This window comes from Corynebacterium sp. MSK039 (genome assembly GCF_030232315.1).
In the GTDB taxonomy this organism is placed as follows: domain Bacteria; phylum Actinomycetota; class Actinomycetes; order Mycobacteriales; family Mycobacteriaceae; genus Corynebacterium.
Map to the genome: position 1 here is coordinate 21,814 of NZ_JASPJL010000011.1, position 17,508 is coordinate 39,321.

Sequence of the window (17,508 nt, forward strand, 5' to 3'; positions counted from 1 at the left end):
CCCACCGATCTAAGGAAACTAAGAGCCGAAGCCCTGCAGCGCGGAGCCGTCCAACCGGTAGGTGTCCCACCCGGACATGGGGTAGGCGCCGAAGGACTTATAGAACTGGATGCTGGGCTCGTTCCACTTCAGCACGGACCACTCCATGCGCTGGTAGCCGCGGGCCACGCACAGGTGCGCGAGCTGCTGGAGCAGTAGTTTCCCGAGCCCGTTCTTCCGGTATTCGGGGCGGACGTAGAGGTCCTCCAGGTAGATGCCGTGGGTACACTCCCAGGTGGAGAAGTTGAGGAACCACAGCGCCATGCCGGCCAGACGTGGGTGCTCGCCCGGCGCGACGTCCCCATTCTCGGCGCCGCTGCTATCCGCGACGTCCCCGTCGATCACCTCAACGACGTGCCCGAACACGGCCGGGTTCTCCCCGAAGAGGTGCTCGTGGAGGGATTCCTCGGTGGCGTGGACGGCGTCCGGCTCCTCCTCATACTCCGCGAGGTCCTGGATGAGCTCCAGGATCTGGGGGATGTCGGCCGGGCTCACCCGGCGCAGGCGGAAGCCTGCCGGGGCTTGAAGGAGCGGGTCTGTGCTCGTGCTGCGTGCTTCAGAACTCATGCCCATATCTTAGGAGCCCCCACCGGCGGGCTCAGTCGTGCACAAGAAAAACCGGTGGCCACCTGTCAAAGGTGAACCACCGGTTCCTGGGACCCAAGGTCGCTATTGTGGGCGAAGGGGGACTTGAACCCCCACGTCCGTAAAGGACACTGGCACCTGAAGCCAGCGCGTCTGCCAATTCCGCCACTCGCCCGTGGCTTCATCCGCTCCAAGCGATGAGGCTTGGTACGCATGGGTGCAAAGCGTGGGCTTAACGCCGGGTGCGTTTGCAACAGGATGAAGCGTATCACGAGCTATAGACCACAACAAAATTACCGCGTGACCTGCACTAACCCGGCCCCACCTAGTTATCCCCGTATAATGGCCGTTCAACATGTGTACGTCTATCCCGTTGCGGCGGCGCGTTGCACAGCGCGACCTGCCCCTCACCACGAGCGAAACACCACGAGGCTAAAGCGATTCACCCATCGCGGCCTTTCTGGTTAGACGGCCTAGACGTCCAAGGAAGGAAAATATCGATGGATCTTTTCGGAAAATTTCGCAAACTGGATAGCGCACTACAGCGGGGTCTGGATAACAGCTTCGCGCGGGTATTCGGTGGCGAAGTTGTCCCGACCGAGATCGACGAGATGCTGAAGCAGCAGGCCGAGGACTCCGTGATGGTGGATAGCGAGGGCAACCGGCTTGCCCCGAGCTTCTTCATCGTCTCGATTTCCCAGCGTGATTACGACTCCCTGAAGGAGAGCCACCCCACGCTGGTCCGCGACCTTTCCGCCCGCCTGGGCCGTTTCATCCGCAACGAGGGATGGACAACGAATAACCAGGTCACGGTCGATCTTCGGGTCGAGGAGGACCTGCACACGGGCCAGCTGAAGGCCGATTCCCGTTTCAAGATCCCCGAGAGCTACTCCCCCGCCGAGGACGAGAATGCAGGCGCCGACGCCGCTGAATCTTCCGGCTCCGCTGATTCTTCCTCCCTTCCAGACGAGGACGTCGCCCCCGGTGAGCGGGAGTGGCCGGAGGACCCCAGCCAGGTGCGCGAGGTCGAGGCCCAGGCTTATGACGCTGATAGCGATTCCTTCCCCGCGCAGACGGGGGCCGCGGGCGCGGGCCTGGGTTCGGTCGTCCGTCCCAGCCCGGGTACGGGCTACGGCGCGGAGCACTCCGATTCGAGCCACCCCGGCACTTCCCAGTCCCCCGCCCAGTCCGTCGACGGTGGGCAGGATACGGGCACCGAGGACGCTAGCTATTCCGCCGCTGAGCAGGACGGACCGGCCGTCCAGGAAGACCCCGCGGCACCGGCCGACGAGGACCAGGACGGCACCGTCGACCCGGAGCACAGCTACCCCGGAACCACGGTGATCACCCACGCCGCGAATGAGGAAGCCCCCGTCCGCGGTGGGACGGGCGAGCCCCGGCCGGAAGCCGAGCAGCTGACCGTCACCCTCACCCTGCGGGACGGCAGCGACCGCCGCTACGACCTGGTCGAAGGCAGTAACCTCATCGGCCGCGGCAAGACCGTCGACCTGCGCATCCCGGACACGGGTGTCTCCCGTCAGCACGCGGAGATCACCTGGGATGGTTACGACGCCGTCCTCACCGACCTGCAGTCCACGAACGGTACGTCCGTCAACGGCACGCCGATCGAGAATTGGCTGCTCGCCGACGGGGACGTCATCGCCGTCGGTCACTCCGAGATCGAGGTCCGCTTCCACCACTAGTGCTTTCTGGCACTGGCTTTCTGGCCATTAGGATTTTCCGGCCTCGGGGTTTCCTCGGGATTATCCCGCGGGACCAGCTATTCACTCCACCCCCTATACGCGTGTCTGCTCACTAAACTAGGGTTAAAGCCCGGACAGTTCGGCCGCCCCTGCGGCCCGGCTGCTCGCGTATGCCCGATATATAAGGAGTGAAGACCGTGCACACCACACTGTTACTAGTGGTCAAGATCGGCCTGCTCGTGCTGCTGTGGTTCTTCATCTGGATGACACTCCGCGCGCTACGCAAGGATCTGAACTACGCGGCGAACCCCGGGGCTGCCGCTGGTGGTGGCGCGCCGATGGGCTACGCCGCCCCCCATGTTGGCCTGGCTGGTGGCACGTCTAGCAGCGGTTTCCGGGGCACGCGTCACCGCACGAATCCGCCGAAGTCCCTGATCATCACCAGTGGCCCGCTGACCGGGACCACACTGAACTTCCAGGGCTACGACGAGATCACGATCGGCCGTTCCTCGGTGTCCACACTGCAGCTGGAGGATGATTTCGCGTCGGGCACCCATGCCCGGCTCATCCGCCGGGGTCGGGACTGGTTCATCGAGGATCAGGATTCCCGCAACGGCACGTGGCTGAACGGCCAACGCATTGACCAGCCGGAACGGCTCGCCGAGGGAATGGAAGTCCGGATCGGGCAGACCCAGGTGAGGATGGAGCAATGACGGATCAGCGCTTGGCTTTAGATTTCGCCGCATCCTCCGACCGCGGGCTGGTGCGCACGAATAATGAGGACTCAGCCTACGCGGGCCCGCGCCTGCTGGCTCTCGCCGATGGCATGGGTGGCCACGCGGCCGGCGAGGTCGCCAGCCGCTTCTTGGTGGACACCCTGCGGACGCTGGACTCTCCGCTCCTGGACGAGCCGGATGAGCGCCGCCGCCTCACCTCCGTGCTGGAGCGCGCGGTGGATGAGGGCAATGAGCGCATCGCCTCCCACGTGGATGAGAACCCACAGCTGGAGGGCATGGGCTGCACCCTCACCGCGATCCTATTCAGCAACGCTAAGGCCGCGATGTGCCACGTCGGCGACTCCCGCGCCTACCGGCTACGCGACGGGGAGCTCACGCAGATCACGAAGGACGATACTTTCGTCCAGACCCTCGTGGACGAGGGCAAGCTCGACGCCACGGACGCCAGCTCCCACCCCCAGCGCTCCCTGATCCTCAAGGCGCTTACCGGCCGGCCCGTGGAGCCAACCTTCACGGAGTTTGAGGTGCTGCCGGGCGACCGCTACATGCTGTGTTCCGATGGCCTCTCCGATCCGGTGAGCATCGACACGATGCGGGACATTCTGAACGCCTACGACCCTGCCACCGCAGCCGATCGCCTCGTCGAGATGGCGCTGCGCGGTGGCGGCCCAGATAACGTCACGGTCGTCGTCGCGGATGTCGTGGACCTCGCTGCCGTCGAGAACGACGCCGCGGGCGAGGACGGCGCCGCAGGTTCCACTGGTCGCGGCCCGCTGCCGGAGACCCCAGTGCTCGCCGGTGCTGCCTCCCCCACTATGCAGGAGAGCCGCAGCTTCGACACGCCCGCGGCCCGCGCCGCGGCCAGCGGTGCCAGCGTGACGAGCTCACGGACTCCCCGTCCCCCCAAGGACCCCGAGGAGATGCCCGAGCCCGCCGACACCGCCAAGAAGCGTGGCCGGTCCGACCAGGCCGCTGCGCCCGCATCCGGCGCGGCAGCTGCCACCGGGCCGGGCGGAACCGACGTCCCGAAAAAGAAGCGGGGACGGGGCTGGATCGCCCTGGTGATCGCGCTCGTCCTCGTCGTGGGGCTCGGGATCGCCGGGTTCTTCGGTTACCAGAAGATCGGCGATACCTACTTCGTCGCCGTGGAGGGCAAGCAGATCGTCGTGAAGAACGGGGTGCACGGCTCCCTGCTGGGGGTCTCCCTGAACTCCACGCACCAGCGGATCTGCCTCGACGAGTCCGCCTCCGTGCGGCTCATCGGCGCGGACAATGACGCCCCCGAGGACTGCCACCTCTTCCTGACCTCCGACCTGACACCCTCGGCGCGAAGCACCGTCGAGAGCATGCCGGAGGACAGCTACCAGGCCGTCGTCGAGCAGGTGAACCGGCTGGCAGAGGAAACCCTGCCGGTGTGCGTGACCCGCGAGAAGAAGAAGGATGGGAAGCGCCCGAGCGCGGACCGGGCCACGAGCACCGCCAGGAAGGGCGCTGAGGACCTGACGACCCCCGGCGTGTCTTGCCGGGAGGTGAAGTGAATTGACCAAGGGCTTTTTTAAGAGAAAGACCGAAGCCTGGCTGCTGCTGCTCACCGCAGTGGTCACCCTGACGGCGGTTGTGTCGCTGGAGCTGGCGCAGGGCAATGAGCTCAGCTCCAGCATCTTCCTGCTGGTCGGTGGGTTCTTCCTCATCTTCCTGGTCGCGCACCTGGTGATGAACTGGGTGGCCTCCGACGCGGATCAGGTGATACTGCCCGTCGCAGCTCTCCTCAACGGGCTGGGTCTGGTGATGATTTACCGCATTGACCTGGCCACGGGCATGTCCCTGGCAAAGTCGCAGATCATGTGGATGGTTATCGGCGTGGGCCTGCTGGTGGCGGTGCTGGTGTTCCTGAAAGACCACCGCTCGCTGCAGGACTACGCCTATCTGATGGGCCTGGTGGGGCTGGTGTTGCTCGCGCTGCCAATCGTGTGGCCGACCAGCCTCAATGCGGACGCCAACGTGTGGATCTCTATCGGGCCTTTCTCCATCCAGCCGGGCGAGTTCGCGAAGATCCTGCTGCTGCTGTTCTTCGCCGCACTCCTGGTCAGCAAGCGACGCCTGTTCTCCGTGACGGGTAAGAGCCTGCTGGGGCTACAGTTCCCCCGCATGCGCGACATGGGACCGCTGTTCCTCGTGTGGGGACTGGCGATGGTCATTTCCGCCGCGCAGAACGACTTCGGCCCGGCCCTGCTTCTCTTCGCCACCGTGCTGGGGATGCTGTACATCGTGACGGAGCGCGCCTCCTGGGTGGTGCTCGGCGTGGGGCTGGCCTCGGTCGGCGCGGTCGCGGTGTACCAGGTGTCCGACAAGATCCAGACCCGTGTGGCGAACTTCGTGGACCCGTTCGCGGACTTCCACAACCGGGGTCTGCAGCTCGCGCAGTCCCTGTTTGGCCTCTCCTACGGCGGGATCACCGGCAAGGGACTCGGCGAGGGCTATCCGGAGCTGATCCCGGTGGTGCAGTCGGACTTCATCCTCTCCGCCTTCGGCGAGGAGCTCGGCCTGATCGGCCTATCCGCGATCCTGCTTCTGTACGCAATCTTCGTGCTCCGCGGCTTCACGGTGAGCATGCACGCCAGCGATTCCTTCGGCAAACTCGTCGCCGCTGGCCTGTCCCTGACGGTCGCGGTGCAGGTCTTCGTTGTCGTGGCGGGTATTTCCAAGCTCATGCCGATGACCGGCCTGACGACCCCATTCCTTGCCCACGGTGGCTCCTCGCTGTTGGCGAACTACATCCTGCTGGCGATCCTGCTGCGGATCTCCGACTCCGCCCGCGCCCGGCGCGCGGTGCAGGACGAGGGCAGCAAGTCCGGCGGGACAGATGCCAAGTCCGAGGAGAAGCAGGGGGCTGCGCAGAACAACGCGGAAGGTGAGCTCGCGTGAATCGACCGATTAAAGCCGTAGCCATCTTCAGCATGATCTTGACGGTCATTCTGCTGATCAACCTGACCTATATTCAGGCCTTCCAGACCAAGGAGCTGGCGGAGAACCCGCTGAACGCGCGCCAGTTCTATGACATGAAGCAGCGCCAGCGCGGGCAGATCTCCGCTGGCGGGCAGGTACTGGCCGAGTCCGTGCGGGACGATAACGGCTACTACAACCGCCGCTACGTCTACGCCCCAGAGGCCTTCGGCTCGGTGGAGGGTTACTTCTCCGACCGCTTCGGTGCCTCCGGTATCGAGGCCAGCCAGAATTCCATTCTCTCGGGTGAGGACGACAGCCTCTTCGCTCGTCGTATGTGGGACCAGATCTCCGGCAAGGAGGTCCGCGGCGCGAATGTGGAGCTCACCTTAAGCCCGCAGGTGCAGCAGGTGGCCTACAACGAGCTGGCTAGCAAGGGTTACTCCGGCTCTGTCGTGGCCCTGCGCCCCTCGACGGGCGCGGTGCTGGCGATGGCCAGCACGCCCTCCTATAACCCGAGCGCGATCACGGATCAGTCCCCGGAGGCAGCGGCCGCGAACTTCGAGGCCCTCAGACAGGACGCAGGTTCCCCGCTGCTGAACCGCTCGACCCAGGTGACCCAACCCCCGGGCTCGTCCTTCAAGGTGATCACCACCGCCGCCGCACTACAGGCCGGCGATAATGCGGATACTCCGGTCAGCGCCGCCAGCCAGACCACGCTGCCGGACACGGTCACGACCCTAGAGAACTACGACGGCCAGCGCTGCGCGGGCGGGGAGACCACCACGCTGCGAGTGGCCTTCGAGAAGTCCTGCAACGTGCCCTTCGTCGAACTGGGCGTCAAGCACGGCGATGATCTTTTCCGTAAGACCGCGGAGGCCTTCGGCGTGGGTGATAGCTACGAGGGCCTGGGGCTGGGCATGCAGCGCTCGACGCTGGGTGACCTGCCGGACAAGGCGGCCCTGGGCCAGTCCGCGATCGGCCAGCGCGATGTCTCCCTGACCCCGCTGCAGAACGCCGTGATCGCGGCGACGATCGCCAATGGTGGCGTGCGCATGGAGCCGCACCTGGTCTCCAAGATCACGGGCCCGGATCTGAAGACCCTGAAGGAGACGAAGCCAAAGCGGCTGAACCGGGCGATTCCGAAGGAGACGGCAGAGCAGCTCAAGGAGCTCATGCAGGGCTCCGAGCGCGGTGGCGGCGGCTCGGCCACCATCGCGTCGAAGACCGGTACCGCCGAGCACGGCGAAGTTCGCGGCGCGGCCGCCCCGCACACGTGGTACATCGCGTTTTCCACTGAGGCGGACGTGGCCGTCGCCGTCCTGGTGGAAAACGGTGGCGGCATGGGCCAGGGCGCCACGGGTAACGCCGTGGCCGGCCCAATCGGCCGTGCCGTCATCGCAGCCGCGGAGCAGGAGCAGCGCTAAAAATGACTGAGCACCCAGAGCAGCACCAACCGGACCGCACGGATATCGAGTACACCCAGCGGCTATTGGGTGAGCGCTACCAGCTGAGCTGGATCGTGGGCCGAGGCGGGATGTCCACGGTGTGGCTCGCCCGCGACACCGTGGCGCAGCGGGACGTGGCCATCAAGATCCTGAAACCCGAATACACGGAGAGCCCGGAGTTCCGCGAGCGCTTCCGCAACGAGGCGGAGGCCGCGGAGCACTTCGATTCCCCGAATGTGGTCGCCACCTATGACTACGGGGAGATTTCCGCGGACGGCTCCCAGCCCACGAACGAGACCCGTGCGGTGTTCTGCTACATCGTGATGGAGTACGTGCGCGGCGAGAGCCTGGCGGATGTGCTGCGCCGCGAGCGCCAGCTGCCGGAGCCCCTGGCCTTGGACCTGATCCGGCAGACCGCGATGGGCCTGGCGGCGATCCACGCCACCGGTACGGTGCACCGGGATATCAAGCCCGCCAACCTGCTGCTCACCGCCGATGGCACGGTGAAGATCACGGACTTCGGTATCGCGAAGGCCGCGCAGGCCGTGCCGCTGACCCAGACCGGCATGGTGGTGGGCACGGCCCAGTACGTCTCCCCCGAGCAGGCGCAGGGCCGGGAGGTCACCGCCGCTTCCGATGTCTACTCCCTCGGCGTGGTGGCCTACGAGGTGCTGGCTGGCCACCGGCCATTCCGCGGGGACTCCTCCGTCTCGGTGGCGATCAAGCATATTTCCGAACAGCCGGAGCCCCTGCCCGAGGAGCTCAGCGCCCCGCTGCGCGAGCTGGTGAACACCTGCCTGCGCAAGAGCCCGCGTGCCCGCTACGCCGATGGCCAGGAGCTCGCGGAGGCCACCGCCGCTGTCCTTTCCGGGGCTCCGGCCCCTCGCCCGGCGGCCCTGTCCGCTGCCGACGCCGCCGCCCATACGGACGTCTTCGCTGCTCACGGTGGTGCCCGGGGTGCTGCTCCTGAGGATTCCGACGCGGAGCTCAGCCAGGTCGTGTCGGGCCCGGGTACGGCTGTCCCGCCGCGGCAGGGTCCCGCCCAAGGGCCGCGCAAGGCCAGCGCCGCGGGTGCTGCGGGGGCGGCGTCCTCCCGCTCGGCGGGTCGTCGCGGCGGGCAGCGCGGCTCTGCGACCCCGTGGATCGTGCTCGGGGTGGTTGTAGCCCTCGGCCTGGGTGTGATCGGCTACCTCCTGCTCAGCGATTCGAACTCCTCGACCCAGGAGCAGGAGACGAAGACCGTGACCAGCGAGGTCACGACCTCCCCCACCCAGGAGGAGTACGTCCCGCAGCAGCCGGTGGATCCCCGCCCGGAGAAGACCCAGCCGAGCGAGGACAATGGGTCAGATGACGGGGAGACCAGCTCGACCCGACCGGAACGTCCCAGGCAGTCGTCGACACGGCCGGGTAGACCGACGGGCACACAGCCCACACCGAGCAGCCCGCGCCAGCCCTCGCAGCCGTCCCAGCCAACGGCCCCGACGGAGGACAACCCCGTCCCGCCGGCTCCGGACCCGGGCGGCGAGCAGCCCAACCCGGGGAATAACGCGGAGGGCCCAACCGGCACGGGTACCTCCAACCCCGCCGATGGCGAGGTCGGGGCGCTGGGGCTGCGGGCGATCTAGCCGCAGCCCGGTGCCCAGTTGCGCGACCGGGCTTTCCGAGGCGAAGAAAACACTAAAGTAGTAATGGGAACTGTGGCGCGGTAAAGTTACCGGCTTTGAAGCAGATTCCGGGCGGGCACCCGCCCGAGCCGTACCGCGGCAGTACACAGTGAGTTGGAAGATCAGAGGAGGTCGGTCGTGGACCGTGACGGGGCGATCCTCGGTGGCCGATACCACCTAGGTGCCAAGATCGGCACTGGTGGCATGTCGGACGTTTATGCCGCCGTCGATGAGCTCCTCGGCCGCGAGGTCGCCGTCAAGATGATGCGGCCGGACCTCGCCCGCGACGAGAACTTCCTGGAGCGCTTCCGCCGCGAGGCGCAGAACGCTGCGAAGCTGAACCACCCGGCAATCGTGGCGGTGTACGACACCGGCCAGACCCCGCCGGAAGATGGCTCCGTGCCCTATATCGTGATGGAGCGCGTGCAGGGCGAAACGCTGCGCGACATCGTCCAGGAGTACGGCAAGATGCGGCTCACGGATGCCGCCGCCATCATGTCCCAGGTCCTGGAGGCGCTGCACTTCAGCCACGAGGCGGGCATCATCCACCGGGATATCAAGCCGGCGAACATCATGATCACCAACACCGGCGCGGTGAAGGTGATGGATTTCGGTATCGCCCGTGCCCTGTCTGATTCCTCTTCTGCGATGACGCAGACGGCCGCGGTCATCGGTACCGCCCAGTACCTCTCCCCGGAGCAGGCGCGGGGTAAGTCGGCGGATTCCCGCTCCGATATTTACGCTGCTGGCTGCGTGTTCTACGAGTTGGCGACAGGTCAGCCGCCGTTTTCCGGAGAGTCGCCGTTTTCGGTGGCTTTCCAGCATGTCCAGGACGCCCCGCCGGCACCGTCGACGGTCGAGGGCATGCATCTTTCCCACCGTGAGGCGGATAGTTTGGACGCCATCGTGCTCACCGCGATGGCGAAAAACCCCGACGACCGGCACGCGGACGCCAAGGAAATGGCGCTGGACCTGCGCCGGTTGAGCGAGGATCAGGTGCCACTGGTGGCGAAGCTGCCGGGCGCCACGGGTCCTGCGGGTGCTGCTGGCTCCTCGGATATGGGCGGGGGTCGGCACCGCGCGGATGAGTCCTCGGGTGCGGGCACGGCCGCCGCCGCAGGTCTCGGCGCTGCCGGCCTGGGCGCCGCGGGTGCTGCGGGCGCCACGGAGCGCACGGCGGAACACAACCTCGGCGGCCAGAACTTCGCCCAGAACGGCGAGCACGCCTCGGACCAGGGCGCTGGTGCCAACGGCGGTGGGGCTGCGGGGGCGTACCCGGCGGCCGCCGGCGCGGGTGGTGCAGGAGGCGAGCTGCCGACGTCCTACCCGGACCACGGCACCTACCCCGACACACAAACCCCGCTGATTGACGAGGAACCGAAACGGCGCTGGTGGATCCCGGTCGTGGCGATCCTCGCGGTGCTGTTCCTGCTGGGCGCCGGGACCTGGGCGTACATCGCCTCGGACCGGTCGGCCGCGACGGCGGAAACGGTCAACGTCCCAGACGTCAAGAACCTCACCCAAGACGAGGCCGAGCGCAAGCTCCACCACCTGGGCCTGGAGCTGCGCGTGAAGGAGCGTCCGCACGCCGATATCGAGCGCGGCCGTGTGATCCGCACGGAGCCGGGTCCGAATAGCTCGGTGCCGAAGGGCACGGAGATCTCGCTGGTGGTGTCCTCCGGTAAGGAGATCACCGAGGTTCCGGATCTGACGGGTAAGAACACCTCCGAGGCAGCGCAGCTGTTGAAGGAAGCCGGCCTGAGCCTGAATAATCGGGTGAAGGAGGAGCCGAGCGATTCCGTGCCGGAGGGCCAGATCACTGAGCAGTCCCCGGCGCAGGGTTCGCAGGTCTCGAAGGGCACGAAGGTCACCATCACGGTGTCCACGGGCCCGCAGGAGGTTCGTGTCCCGGTGGTCACGGGCCAGGATGTCGAGGATGCGCGCTCCAACCTGGAGGCCTCGGGCTTCACGGTGCTCGTCAATAAGGTCGATTCCACGGAGCCGGAGGGCAAGGTTCTAAGCGTCAGCGACGAGGGCTCCCGCCTGCGCGAGGGCTCCGAGGTGACCCTGACGGTCTCCCGCGGGAACCAGTTCCGCGTGCCGAATGTCTCGGGCAAGGAGTTCGGCCAGGTCTACGAGACCCTGCGTGCCGCGGGTTGGGAAGGCTCCCCGGATAAGCTGCGCCGCGTGGATGTTCCGACGAATGACCTGGGCCGGGTGGACCGGGTGGCGCGTCAGAAGCCGTCCGAGGGTGCCACCCTGGACAAGAACGCCACGGTCACGGTGGATGTCTTTATCTTCCGCCTGATCCCGTAGTTTCCGCCGTCGGCGGGGACTGTCGGCGTCCTACTTACTCAGCGCGCCGGTGACGGCGAGCTGTTCCTCCTCGATGCGGCCGAGCAGATCTTCATCGATCGGGAAACCAGCCTCGATCAGCCAATTCGCGAGCATGCGGTGGCCATATTGGGTCATCACGGACTCCGGGTGGAACTGCACGGAGTGCACCGGCAGGCTGGTGTGCCGCATCGCCATGATCATCCCGGAATCCACCCGCCCGGTGACCGCCAGCTCCTCGGGCACGGAGCCCGGGTCGACGGTCAGCGAGTGGTAGCGGGTGACGGTGAACGGGCTCGGGATGCCCCGCAGCACGCCGGTGCCGTCGTGGGTCACGGGCGAGGTTTTGCCGTGGTAGAGCTCGTCGGCGCGCACCACCTGGCCGCCGAAGTGCAGGCCGATGGCCTGGTGGCCGAGGCACACGCCGAACAGTGGAATGCCCTTGTCCACGGTCACACGGATGACCTGCATGAGGTGCCCGGCGGCGGTGGGTTCGCCCGGCCCTGGGGAAAGCAGGATGGCGTCGAACTGACCCAGCACATCGGCGAGGGCGGCGTCGTCGAAACCTGCCTCGCCGCCGAGCTCGGGTGCGTTGTTGCGCCACACCACGCAGTCCTGCTCGTAGTAGCCGAGCTGCCCGAGGTACTGGACGAGGTTATAAACGAAACTGTCGAAGTTATCGACGACCAAGATGCGCATGGGTGTGATTCTATCGCTGTGGTGTCGTGCTTGTGCCGGTGTGCCCCGTGTGGTGCGGAATTGTCGGGTGTAGCTGCTAATATTGGCCGTTGTATTGGAAGCTGCCTTAGCAGCTGGAAGCACTGCCCTTTAATGGAAGCGAATTATGCCTAAGTCAAAGATCAATTCCCCGGAGGAGAACTTCGATTCCAGCGCCGCCGCTGGGGTGGATCGCCGTACCCCGGTGAAGCTGAACGCCTCGGGCACGCCACGGTGGTACATCGTGATCATGCTGGGCCTGATGCTGCTGGGCCTGGCGTGGCTGGTCGTGAACTACATCGCCGGCCCGGCCATCCCGCTGATGGTCACCCTCGGCCCGTGGAATTACCTGATCGGTTTCGGCCTGTTCATCGTTGGTTTGTTGATGACGATGGGCTGGAAGTAGCCCTTCCTCTTTTCTGCCCGCCCTGGCTGCCAGGGCGGGTTTTTTAATTCAGGACGCTAACCGCGGGTTAAGTAGCAAAAAGTGTGTCTGCTCGGCGTGTCGCCGGGTGGGCCCTTTTTATCTCATGGGCCCTTTCCGGATTCCTATGTTGTGCTCATATTCGGTTGGGATAGCGTTGTCGTAGAAGGCTGGTCGTCCTGTTTCGTGGTCGGCTTTGTTGTGGTCTTCTGGGACAAGATCGTTGACTTTGGCGAGTTGATCTTGTCCGAAGTTGCACTGCCTGGCGATCTTTAGTGGGTCGTCAGGCAGCTGCGTTTTCGAGTGCAGGTACCACTCGAGCATTTTGCGTTGGCGCTCCCCGGATCTGCCGCGGTGGGCATCGGCGATGCGTTTGAGTTGGGCGTTGATCCCGCCTTCCAGACTGTTTGTTGTTGATGCCCAGCGCTGTGGTTCGAGTGCTTCTGGTGGGGGCTGGAGGAAGGTAAACAGCCAGTTATTGCGCGTGAGGTGTAGCAATGAGTGGTATGCCTTGCGGACACGCAGGTGGGTCCATTCCCACTGGTTGTTGAGGGTGCGGCGCTCTTTCGGCACGGATGTCTTCTCATTGAGAAAGTCCTTGTAGACCACCCCGAAGTCGTGCATGCGTAGTGTCCACTCCCGTGCCTGGTCGAGTGTGGTGATACGGGTCAGTTTCAACGCCAGGGCGTAGATAGCTTTGCCGGCGTCGGTGCGTGGACGCGATGTGGTGTAGCGACGGACCACGCGTTGGGCATGAACAAGGCAGCGTTGGATGCGGGTGGTGGGCCAGCAGGTGTTGATTGCTGAGTAGGCGCCTTGGCCACCGTCGAGGACAACGCATAGTGGTGGGGCGATGTTTTTGAGTAGTTGGGTGTAGGCGTGGGCGGTTTCGCGTTGTGTCCAGTGCCATGCGATGACGTGGTCGTGGCTGGCCGCCACAAGTAAGCAGCCCGCGTCGGTGTAGGTGCCGTCGATGAAGATTTGGTCGTAGACCCGGTTGGGATCCGGGGTGTGAGGGACATTGATGAGCCAGAATGGTTCGAATTTACGGTCCAGTGTCCAGCGTGAGCAGCCGACTTCCGAGGCGATGCGAGTCAGTGGTGCTGTCGTAGTGACGTAGCGGTGAAATGTTGTGAAGTCGCGGGCAAGTGCTTGATCTTTGCGGTGTCGTGTTGTTGAGCATCCGCAGTCAGGGTTTTTACACCGCCATCTGGTTGTTCCTTTGGTTGTGGTGCCGTTTTTCTTCATGTGCCCAGCGCATATAGGGCATCGGGGTCTGTTTGGAGTCACCCAGAAAGACAACCAAGCCGCTGTTACCACATGCAGGAGCCATTCCGGTGGATTGGGCAAGAAACGGGCCTGAATAAGGTTTGGAACCTTATTTAAGCCCGTTTTATGCGGCCTGACCAGCAGATAGGCTGAAAATCAGACACACTTTCTGCTACTTAACCCCAAAAAGCGCCCCGAGGGGCGCTTTTTGCCTTTCCTGGCCGAGCTGCGAGGCCCAGCGATGGCGCTGCTGAGCTGCAAGACCCGGCTTTGCGGCAGCTGGAAACTACTCGCCGAGGAGCTTGCGCTTGAGGGCGGCGTCCTTCTCCATGACGCTATCGCGCATATCCTCCTGGTACTTCACCATGCGCGCCATGAGCTCCGGGTCAGCCACCGCGAGCATGCGGACGGCCAGCAGGCCGGCGTTCTTCGCACCATCGATGGAGACGGTGGCGGTCGGAACGCCCGCTGGCATCTGCACGATGGAGAGCAGGGAGTCCAGGCCGTCGAGGTTCTTCAAGGCACGTGGGATGCCGATGACCGGCAGCGGCGTGGCTGCCGAAACCATGCCCGGCAGGTGCGCAGCACCCCCAGCGCAGGCGATGATGACCTTCACGCCGTTCTTGTGCGCCTCGCGGGCGTAGTCCAGCATGCGCTCCGGGGTGCGGTGCGCGGAGACCACGCCGATCTCCATCGGGATGCCGAACTCCGCCAGCACCTCTGCGGCGGGCTCGACGGTCGGCCAGTCGGAATCGGAGCCCATGATCAGGCCGACCTGCGGGCCGGTGGGGGCAGAATTCTTGTTGCTAGTCATGTTATGTGCCTCCTGGGGCTGATCGGTTTCTAGGCTTCGGTCCAGCCGTCGGACCACTCGGCGGCGACGAGGAAGTCCGCGGCCAGGCGGGCGTCGCGGCGCAGCTGAGCCACCGCTTCGTCGGTCGCGGGCTGGCCTGCGGGCAGGGAGAGGTTCACGTGGCCGATCTTGCGACGCGGACGCCAGTCCTTGCCGTACATGTGGATCTTCGCCGCCGGGAAGCGGCGCCACACCTGGTCCATCCGCTCGTGCATCGGCATGGCCGGGTCGGCATCGTCGTGCCCCAGCACATTGGCCATGACCGTGGCAGGCGCGGTGAGATCTGTGCTGCCCAGCGGGCGGTCCAGCACCGCGCGCAGGTGCTGCTCGAACTGGCTGGTCACGGAACCATTCTGGGTCCAGTGCCCGGTGTTGTGCGGGCGCATGGCCAGCTCGTTGACGCTGATCGCCAGCGAACCCTTGGCGTCGCGGAACTCGAAGAGCTCGACGGCGAGCACGCCGGTGACGTCCAGCTCGGTGGCGATGGTGCGGGACAGTTCGCGGGCCTGATTGAGGACCTCTCCGTCGTGGCCCGGGGCTGGGGCGACGGCCTCCACGCAGATGCCGCGCTCCTGGACGGACTCGGTGATCGGCCAGGCCTTCGCCTCCCCCGACGGGGTGCGGGCGACCAGGGCGGAGAGCTCGCGGACCAGCTCCACCTTCTCCTCGGCCATCAGCGGCACGCCCTTGTCCAGCAGTTCTGTGACCAGCTCGTTGAGCTCGGCCTCGGAGTCCGGGAACCACACGCCCTTGCCGTCGTACCCGCCGCGGCGGGCCTTGAGGCAGACCTTGCCGCCGGTGGTGGACCAGAAGGCAGCGGCGTCCTCGGTGTTCGCGATGGCGGTGAAGGCCGGGACCGGGGCGCCCAACTCGGAGAGGCGCTGGCGCTGGATCAGCTTGTCCTGCGCATTAATCAGGGCCTTCGGCTGTGGCTGGACGTTGATGCCCGCGGCGATGAGCTCGTCGAGGAACTCGTTCGGCACGTGCTCGTGGTCGAAGGTCACGGCGTCGGCATCCTTGGAGACCTCCGCGACGTGTGCCTTATTGGTGTAGTCCCCCAGCACGACGTCCGCGGTGACCTGCGCGGCAGAAGAGTCGGCGGAGCCGGCAAGCACGCGGGCAGACAGGCCCAGTTCCACGGCCTCCTGCTGCATCATGCGGGCCAGCTGGCCATCGCCGATGATGGTCACCAATGGGGCGCCCGGCGCGTGGGCAGCCGCCCGGGCGATGGACCAGTCAGCGGCGCGGGTCATGCCGGAATCAGCGGTGGAGTCGGAAGCGGATGGTGCAGAAGAATGAGCTGAATCTTTCACACGGCCAATCATAGTGCCCGCGTGTGACTGCGGATCAGCCGGACGAAGCGTTTGGCATAGGGCACGTCCCGCAGCACGATCGGATTGCGGGTTCCCATCACGAACACGGAGACGGTGGAGCCCTTCGCGCGGGCGTCCACGATGTACTCCAGCGGCACCTGGGCAGTCTGGCTGCGCCAGTGCCCGGTGGCGGTGATGAGGCGCTCGTTGGTGAGCATCATCCGGCTGCGGGCGCGGAAGATCATCTGGCGCCCGCAGCGCCGCCAGGCCAGGAAGAGCCACAACACCACCAGGGCGCGCCGACCCCACTGGGCTGCGACGTAGAGCGGTTCGCCAACGTGCATCGCCAGCTGGCTGGGCACCGGGAGGCTATAGCCGAGCAGGCGGAGCGCCTCCGCGTCGAGGTAGTGGTCGATCAGCCCGATTAGTGCCCAGGTGACCCCGGTGATCAGCAGCAGCTCCAGCACGGGGAAGAGCAGGGAGCGACGGTTGGGGCACAGCTCGGCGAGAATCTGCTCGCCTGGTTCGAAGGTGATTTTCCCGAAGGCCATCAGCTCTCCCCTTCCGCGGGTCGCAGGTGGGTGACGTCGCCGGCGGCGACGACCAGCTCTCCGCCACCGTCGACGTCCACGACCAGCGCACCGGTACCCGCCACGTCTCGGGCGACGCCGTGGGTGGTCGTGCCGTCCGGAAGGTGGACCACGACCTTCGTGCCCAGGGTGGCGACGACCTGTCGGTAGCGCGGCAGCACGCTCTGCGGTGCCCCGCCCAGCTGGATGAAGCGGCGTAGCCCGCCCACCAGCTCGTCGATCAGCGCGATGGCCAGGCGGGTGCGCACTCCGGGGCCAGGCTCGGTGGCCCCCTGGCCCCCCGGCATGCCCTCCAGAACCAGGGAGGTCGCATGCGGCACCGGCAGCTCCGTGCGCTGTAGATCCACGTTCAGCCCCAGGCCGATCACCACGATCGGTTCGGGTTCAAGCTGCACGGCTTCCACGAGGATCCCGCCGAGCTTCCGGCCATCCACCATCACGTCATTGGGCCACTTCAGCTCCGCCGGGACCTCCGCACCAGCTGCGCGGCTCACCGCGCGCACCGCGTCCACCGCCGCGACACCGGTCAGCAGTGGCAACAGCCCCAGCCGGGTCGCCACATCCACCCCCGGCAGTCGAGCGGCAACAGAGACGATCAGCTGACTGCTGCGCGGCGCACCCCACGCCCGGTCCAGCCTCCCCCGGCCCTGCGTCTGCTCCTCGGCAAAGAGCACGGAGAACTCCGGCACCTCCTCGCCTGCCGCCAGCGCCGCCCGGACCTGCTCAGCGAGCACGCTATTGGTGCTCGTCGTCTGATCGAGCACCTCCACGGCCCCACAGCCGAGGGCGGGCAGCACCTCGCGCAAGGTGGCGGCGTCGAGAAGAACACGGGAAGTTTGCATGCCCTTGATGTTAGAACACGGCGCGGACACACCCCGCCATCCTCAGC

General features: G+C 65.9%; 15 protein-coding genes and 1 tRNA gene. 8 read left to right on the forward strand and 8 right to left on the reverse strand.

Translation table 11 applies throughout. The annotated features are described in order from the left end of the window. Positions 1-18: 18 nt before the first annotated feature. Both QP997_RS07785 and QP997_RS07790 read right to left on the reverse strand, forming a co-directional pair. On the reverse strand, positions 19-606 hold the full coding sequence (locus tag QP997_RS07785) for a GNAT family N-acetyltransferase (RefSeq protein WP_284846771.1): 588 nt from the start codon (positions 604-606) through the stop codon (positions 19-21). 108 nt (positions 607-714) lie between these two features. Beyond that, positions 715-799: transfer RNA gene (locus QP997_RS07790), tRNA-Leu, on the reverse strand. Between the two features lie 325 nt (positions 800-1,124). On the opposite strand from QP997_RS07790, the gene QP997_RS07795 reads away from it, so the two are divergent. The 7 genes from QP997_RS07795 (at position 1,125) to pknB (ending at position 11,435) form a co-directional block, all read left to right on the forward strand. After that, positions 1,125-2,327: an FhaA domain-containing protein gene (locus tag QP997_RS07795; protein ID WP_284846772.1), complete on the forward strand. Its 1,203-nt coding sequence runs from the start codon at positions 1,125-1,127 to the stop codon at positions 2,325-2,327. A gap of 197 nt (positions 2,328-2,524) precedes the next feature. Continuing rightward, positions 2,525-3,040 (forward strand): FHA domain-containing protein FhaB/FipA, encoded by a 516-nt coding sequence (locus QP997_RS07800; RefSeq protein WP_012359325.1) that lies wholly within the window; start codon positions 2,525-2,527, stop codon positions 3,038-3,040. Next, positions 3,037-4,602, forward strand: a complete 1,566-nt coding sequence (locus QP997_RS07805) for a PP2C family protein-serine/threonine phosphatase (protein ID WP_284846773.1) — start codon at positions 3,037-3,039, stop codon at positions 4,600-4,602. Before QP997_RS07800 ends, QP997_RS07805 begins: the two co-directional genes overlap by 4 nt. A gap of 1 nt (position 4,603) precedes the next feature. Then, positions 4,604-5,989 (forward strand): FtsW/RodA/SpoVE family cell cycle protein, encoded by a 1,386-nt coding sequence (locus tag QP997_RS07810; protein ID WP_284846774.1) that lies wholly within the window; start codon positions 4,604-4,606, stop codon positions 5,987-5,989. After that, on the forward strand, positions 5,986-7,434 hold the full coding sequence (locus QP997_RS07815; RefSeq protein ID WP_070758890.1) for a penicillin-binding transpeptidase domain-containing protein: 1,449 nt from the start codon (positions 5,986-5,988) through the stop codon (positions 7,432-7,434). Before QP997_RS07810 ends, QP997_RS07815 begins: the two co-directional genes overlap by 4 nt. A gap of 2 nt (positions 7,435-7,436) precedes the next feature. Further along, positions 7,437-9,080, forward strand: a complete 1,644-nt coding sequence (locus QP997_RS07820) for a serine/threonine-protein kinase (RefSeq protein WP_070758891.1) — start codon at positions 7,437-7,439, stop codon at positions 9,078-9,080. A gap of 177 nt (positions 9,081-9,257) precedes the next feature. Beyond that, a complete protein-coding gene (gene pknB, locus QP997_RS07825) occupies positions 9,258-11,435 on the forward strand; it encodes a Stk1 family PASTA domain-containing Ser/Thr kinase (RefSeq protein ID WP_284846775.1) in 2,178 nt (725 codons plus the stop codon). Between the two features lie 30 nt (positions 11,436-11,465). Here pknB and QP997_RS07830 read toward each other — a convergent pair whose 3' ends face one another. Next, complete coding sequence (locus QP997_RS07830) at positions 11,466-12,152, reverse strand: glutamine amidotransferase-related protein (RefSeq protein ID WP_284846776.1); 687 nt, start codon at positions 12,150-12,152, stop codon at positions 11,466-11,468. Positions 12,153-12,297: 145 nt separating this feature from the next. On the opposite strand from QP997_RS07830, the gene crgA reads away from it, so the two are divergent. Continuing rightward, positions 12,298-12,576 (forward strand): cell division protein CrgA, encoded by a 279-nt coding sequence (gene crgA / locus QP997_RS07835; RefSeq protein ID WP_012359318.1) that lies wholly within the window; start codon positions 12,298-12,300, stop codon positions 12,574-12,576. Positions 12,577-12,693: 117 nt separating this feature from the next. Here the strand turns inward: crgA and QP997_RS07840 are convergent, their stop codons facing one another. The 5 genes from QP997_RS07840 to QP997_RS07860 all read right to left on the reverse strand — a co-directional run bounded on the left by QP997_RS07840 (position 12,694) and on the right by QP997_RS07860 (position 17,461). Continuing rightward, positions 12,694-13,884, reverse strand: a complete 1,191-nt coding sequence (locus QP997_RS07840; RefSeq protein ID WP_284846777.1) for an IS1249 family transposase — start codon at positions 13,882-13,884, stop codon at positions 12,694-12,696. Positions 13,885-14,149: 265 nt separating this feature from the next. Next, positions 14,150-14,677, reverse strand: a complete 528-nt coding sequence (gene purE / locus QP997_RS07845) for a 5-(carboxyamino)imidazole ribonucleotide mutase (RefSeq protein ID WP_148813269.1) — start codon at positions 14,675-14,677, stop codon at positions 14,150-14,152. A gap of 29 nt (positions 14,678-14,706) precedes the next feature. Next, positions 14,707-15,969 (reverse strand): 5-(carboxyamino)imidazole ribonucleotide synthase, encoded by a 1,263-nt coding sequence (locus QP997_RS07850; RefSeq protein ID WP_284846791.1) that lies wholly within the window; start codon positions 15,967-15,969, stop codon positions 14,707-14,709. A gap of 68 nt (positions 15,970-16,037) precedes the next feature. After that, positions 16,038-16,580, reverse strand: coding sequence for a hypothetical protein (locus tag QP997_RS07855; protein ID WP_284846778.1), 543 nt, complete (start codon positions 16,578-16,580; stop codon positions 16,038-16,040). Further along, the gene (locus QP997_RS07860) at positions 16,580-17,461 is read right to left on the reverse strand and encodes a biotin--[acetyl-CoA-carboxylase] ligase (protein ID WP_284846779.1); all 882 of its coding nucleotides are present in this window, start codon (positions 17,459-17,461) and stop codon (positions 16,580-16,582) included. The genes QP997_RS07855 and QP997_RS07860 overlap by 1 nt, the downstream gene beginning before the upstream one ends. Between the last annotated feature and the right edge of the window lie 47 nt (positions 17,462-17,508).

Bases quoted from the DNA above. Each gene is read 5' to 3' on its own strand.
- QP997_RS07785 (WP_284846771.1), bottom strand. From the start codon at position 606: ATGAGTTCTGAAGCACGCAGCACGAGCACAGACCCGCTCCTTCAAGCC.
- purE (WP_148813269.1), bottom strand. From the start codon at position 14,677: ATGACTAGCAACAAGAATTCTGCCCCCACCGGCCCGCAGGTCGGCCTG.
- QP997_RS07855 (WP_284846778.1), bottom strand. From the start codon at position 16,580: ATGGCCTTCGGGAAAATCACCTTCGAACCAGGCGAGCAGATTCTCGCC.
- crgA (WP_012359318.1), top strand. From the start codon at position 12,298: ATGCCTAAGTCAAAGATCAATTCCCCGGAGGAGAACTTCGATTCCAGC.
- QP997_RS07830 (WP_284846776.1), bottom strand. From the start codon at position 12,152: ATGCGCATCTTGGTCGTCGATAACTTCGACAGTTTCGTTTATAACCTC.
- QP997_RS07860 (WP_284846779.1), bottom strand. From the start codon at position 17,461: ATGCAAACTTCCCGTGTTCTTCTCGACGCCGCCACCTTGCGCGAGGTG.
- QP997_RS07850 (WP_284846791.1), bottom strand. From the start codon at position 15,969: ATGACCCGCGCCGCTGACTGGTCCATCGCCCGGGCGGCTGCCCACGCG.
- QP997_RS07795 (WP_284846772.1), top strand. From the start codon at position 1,125: ATGGATCTTTTCGGAAAATTTCGCAAACTGGATAGCGCACTACAGCGG.
- QP997_RS07820 (WP_070758891.1), top strand. From the start codon at position 7,437: ATGACTGAGCACCCAGAGCAGCACCAACCGGACCGCACGGATATCGAG.
- QP997_RS07805 (WP_284846773.1), top strand. From the start codon at position 3,037: ATGACGGATCAGCGCTTGGCTTTAGATTTCGCCGCATCCTCCGACCGC.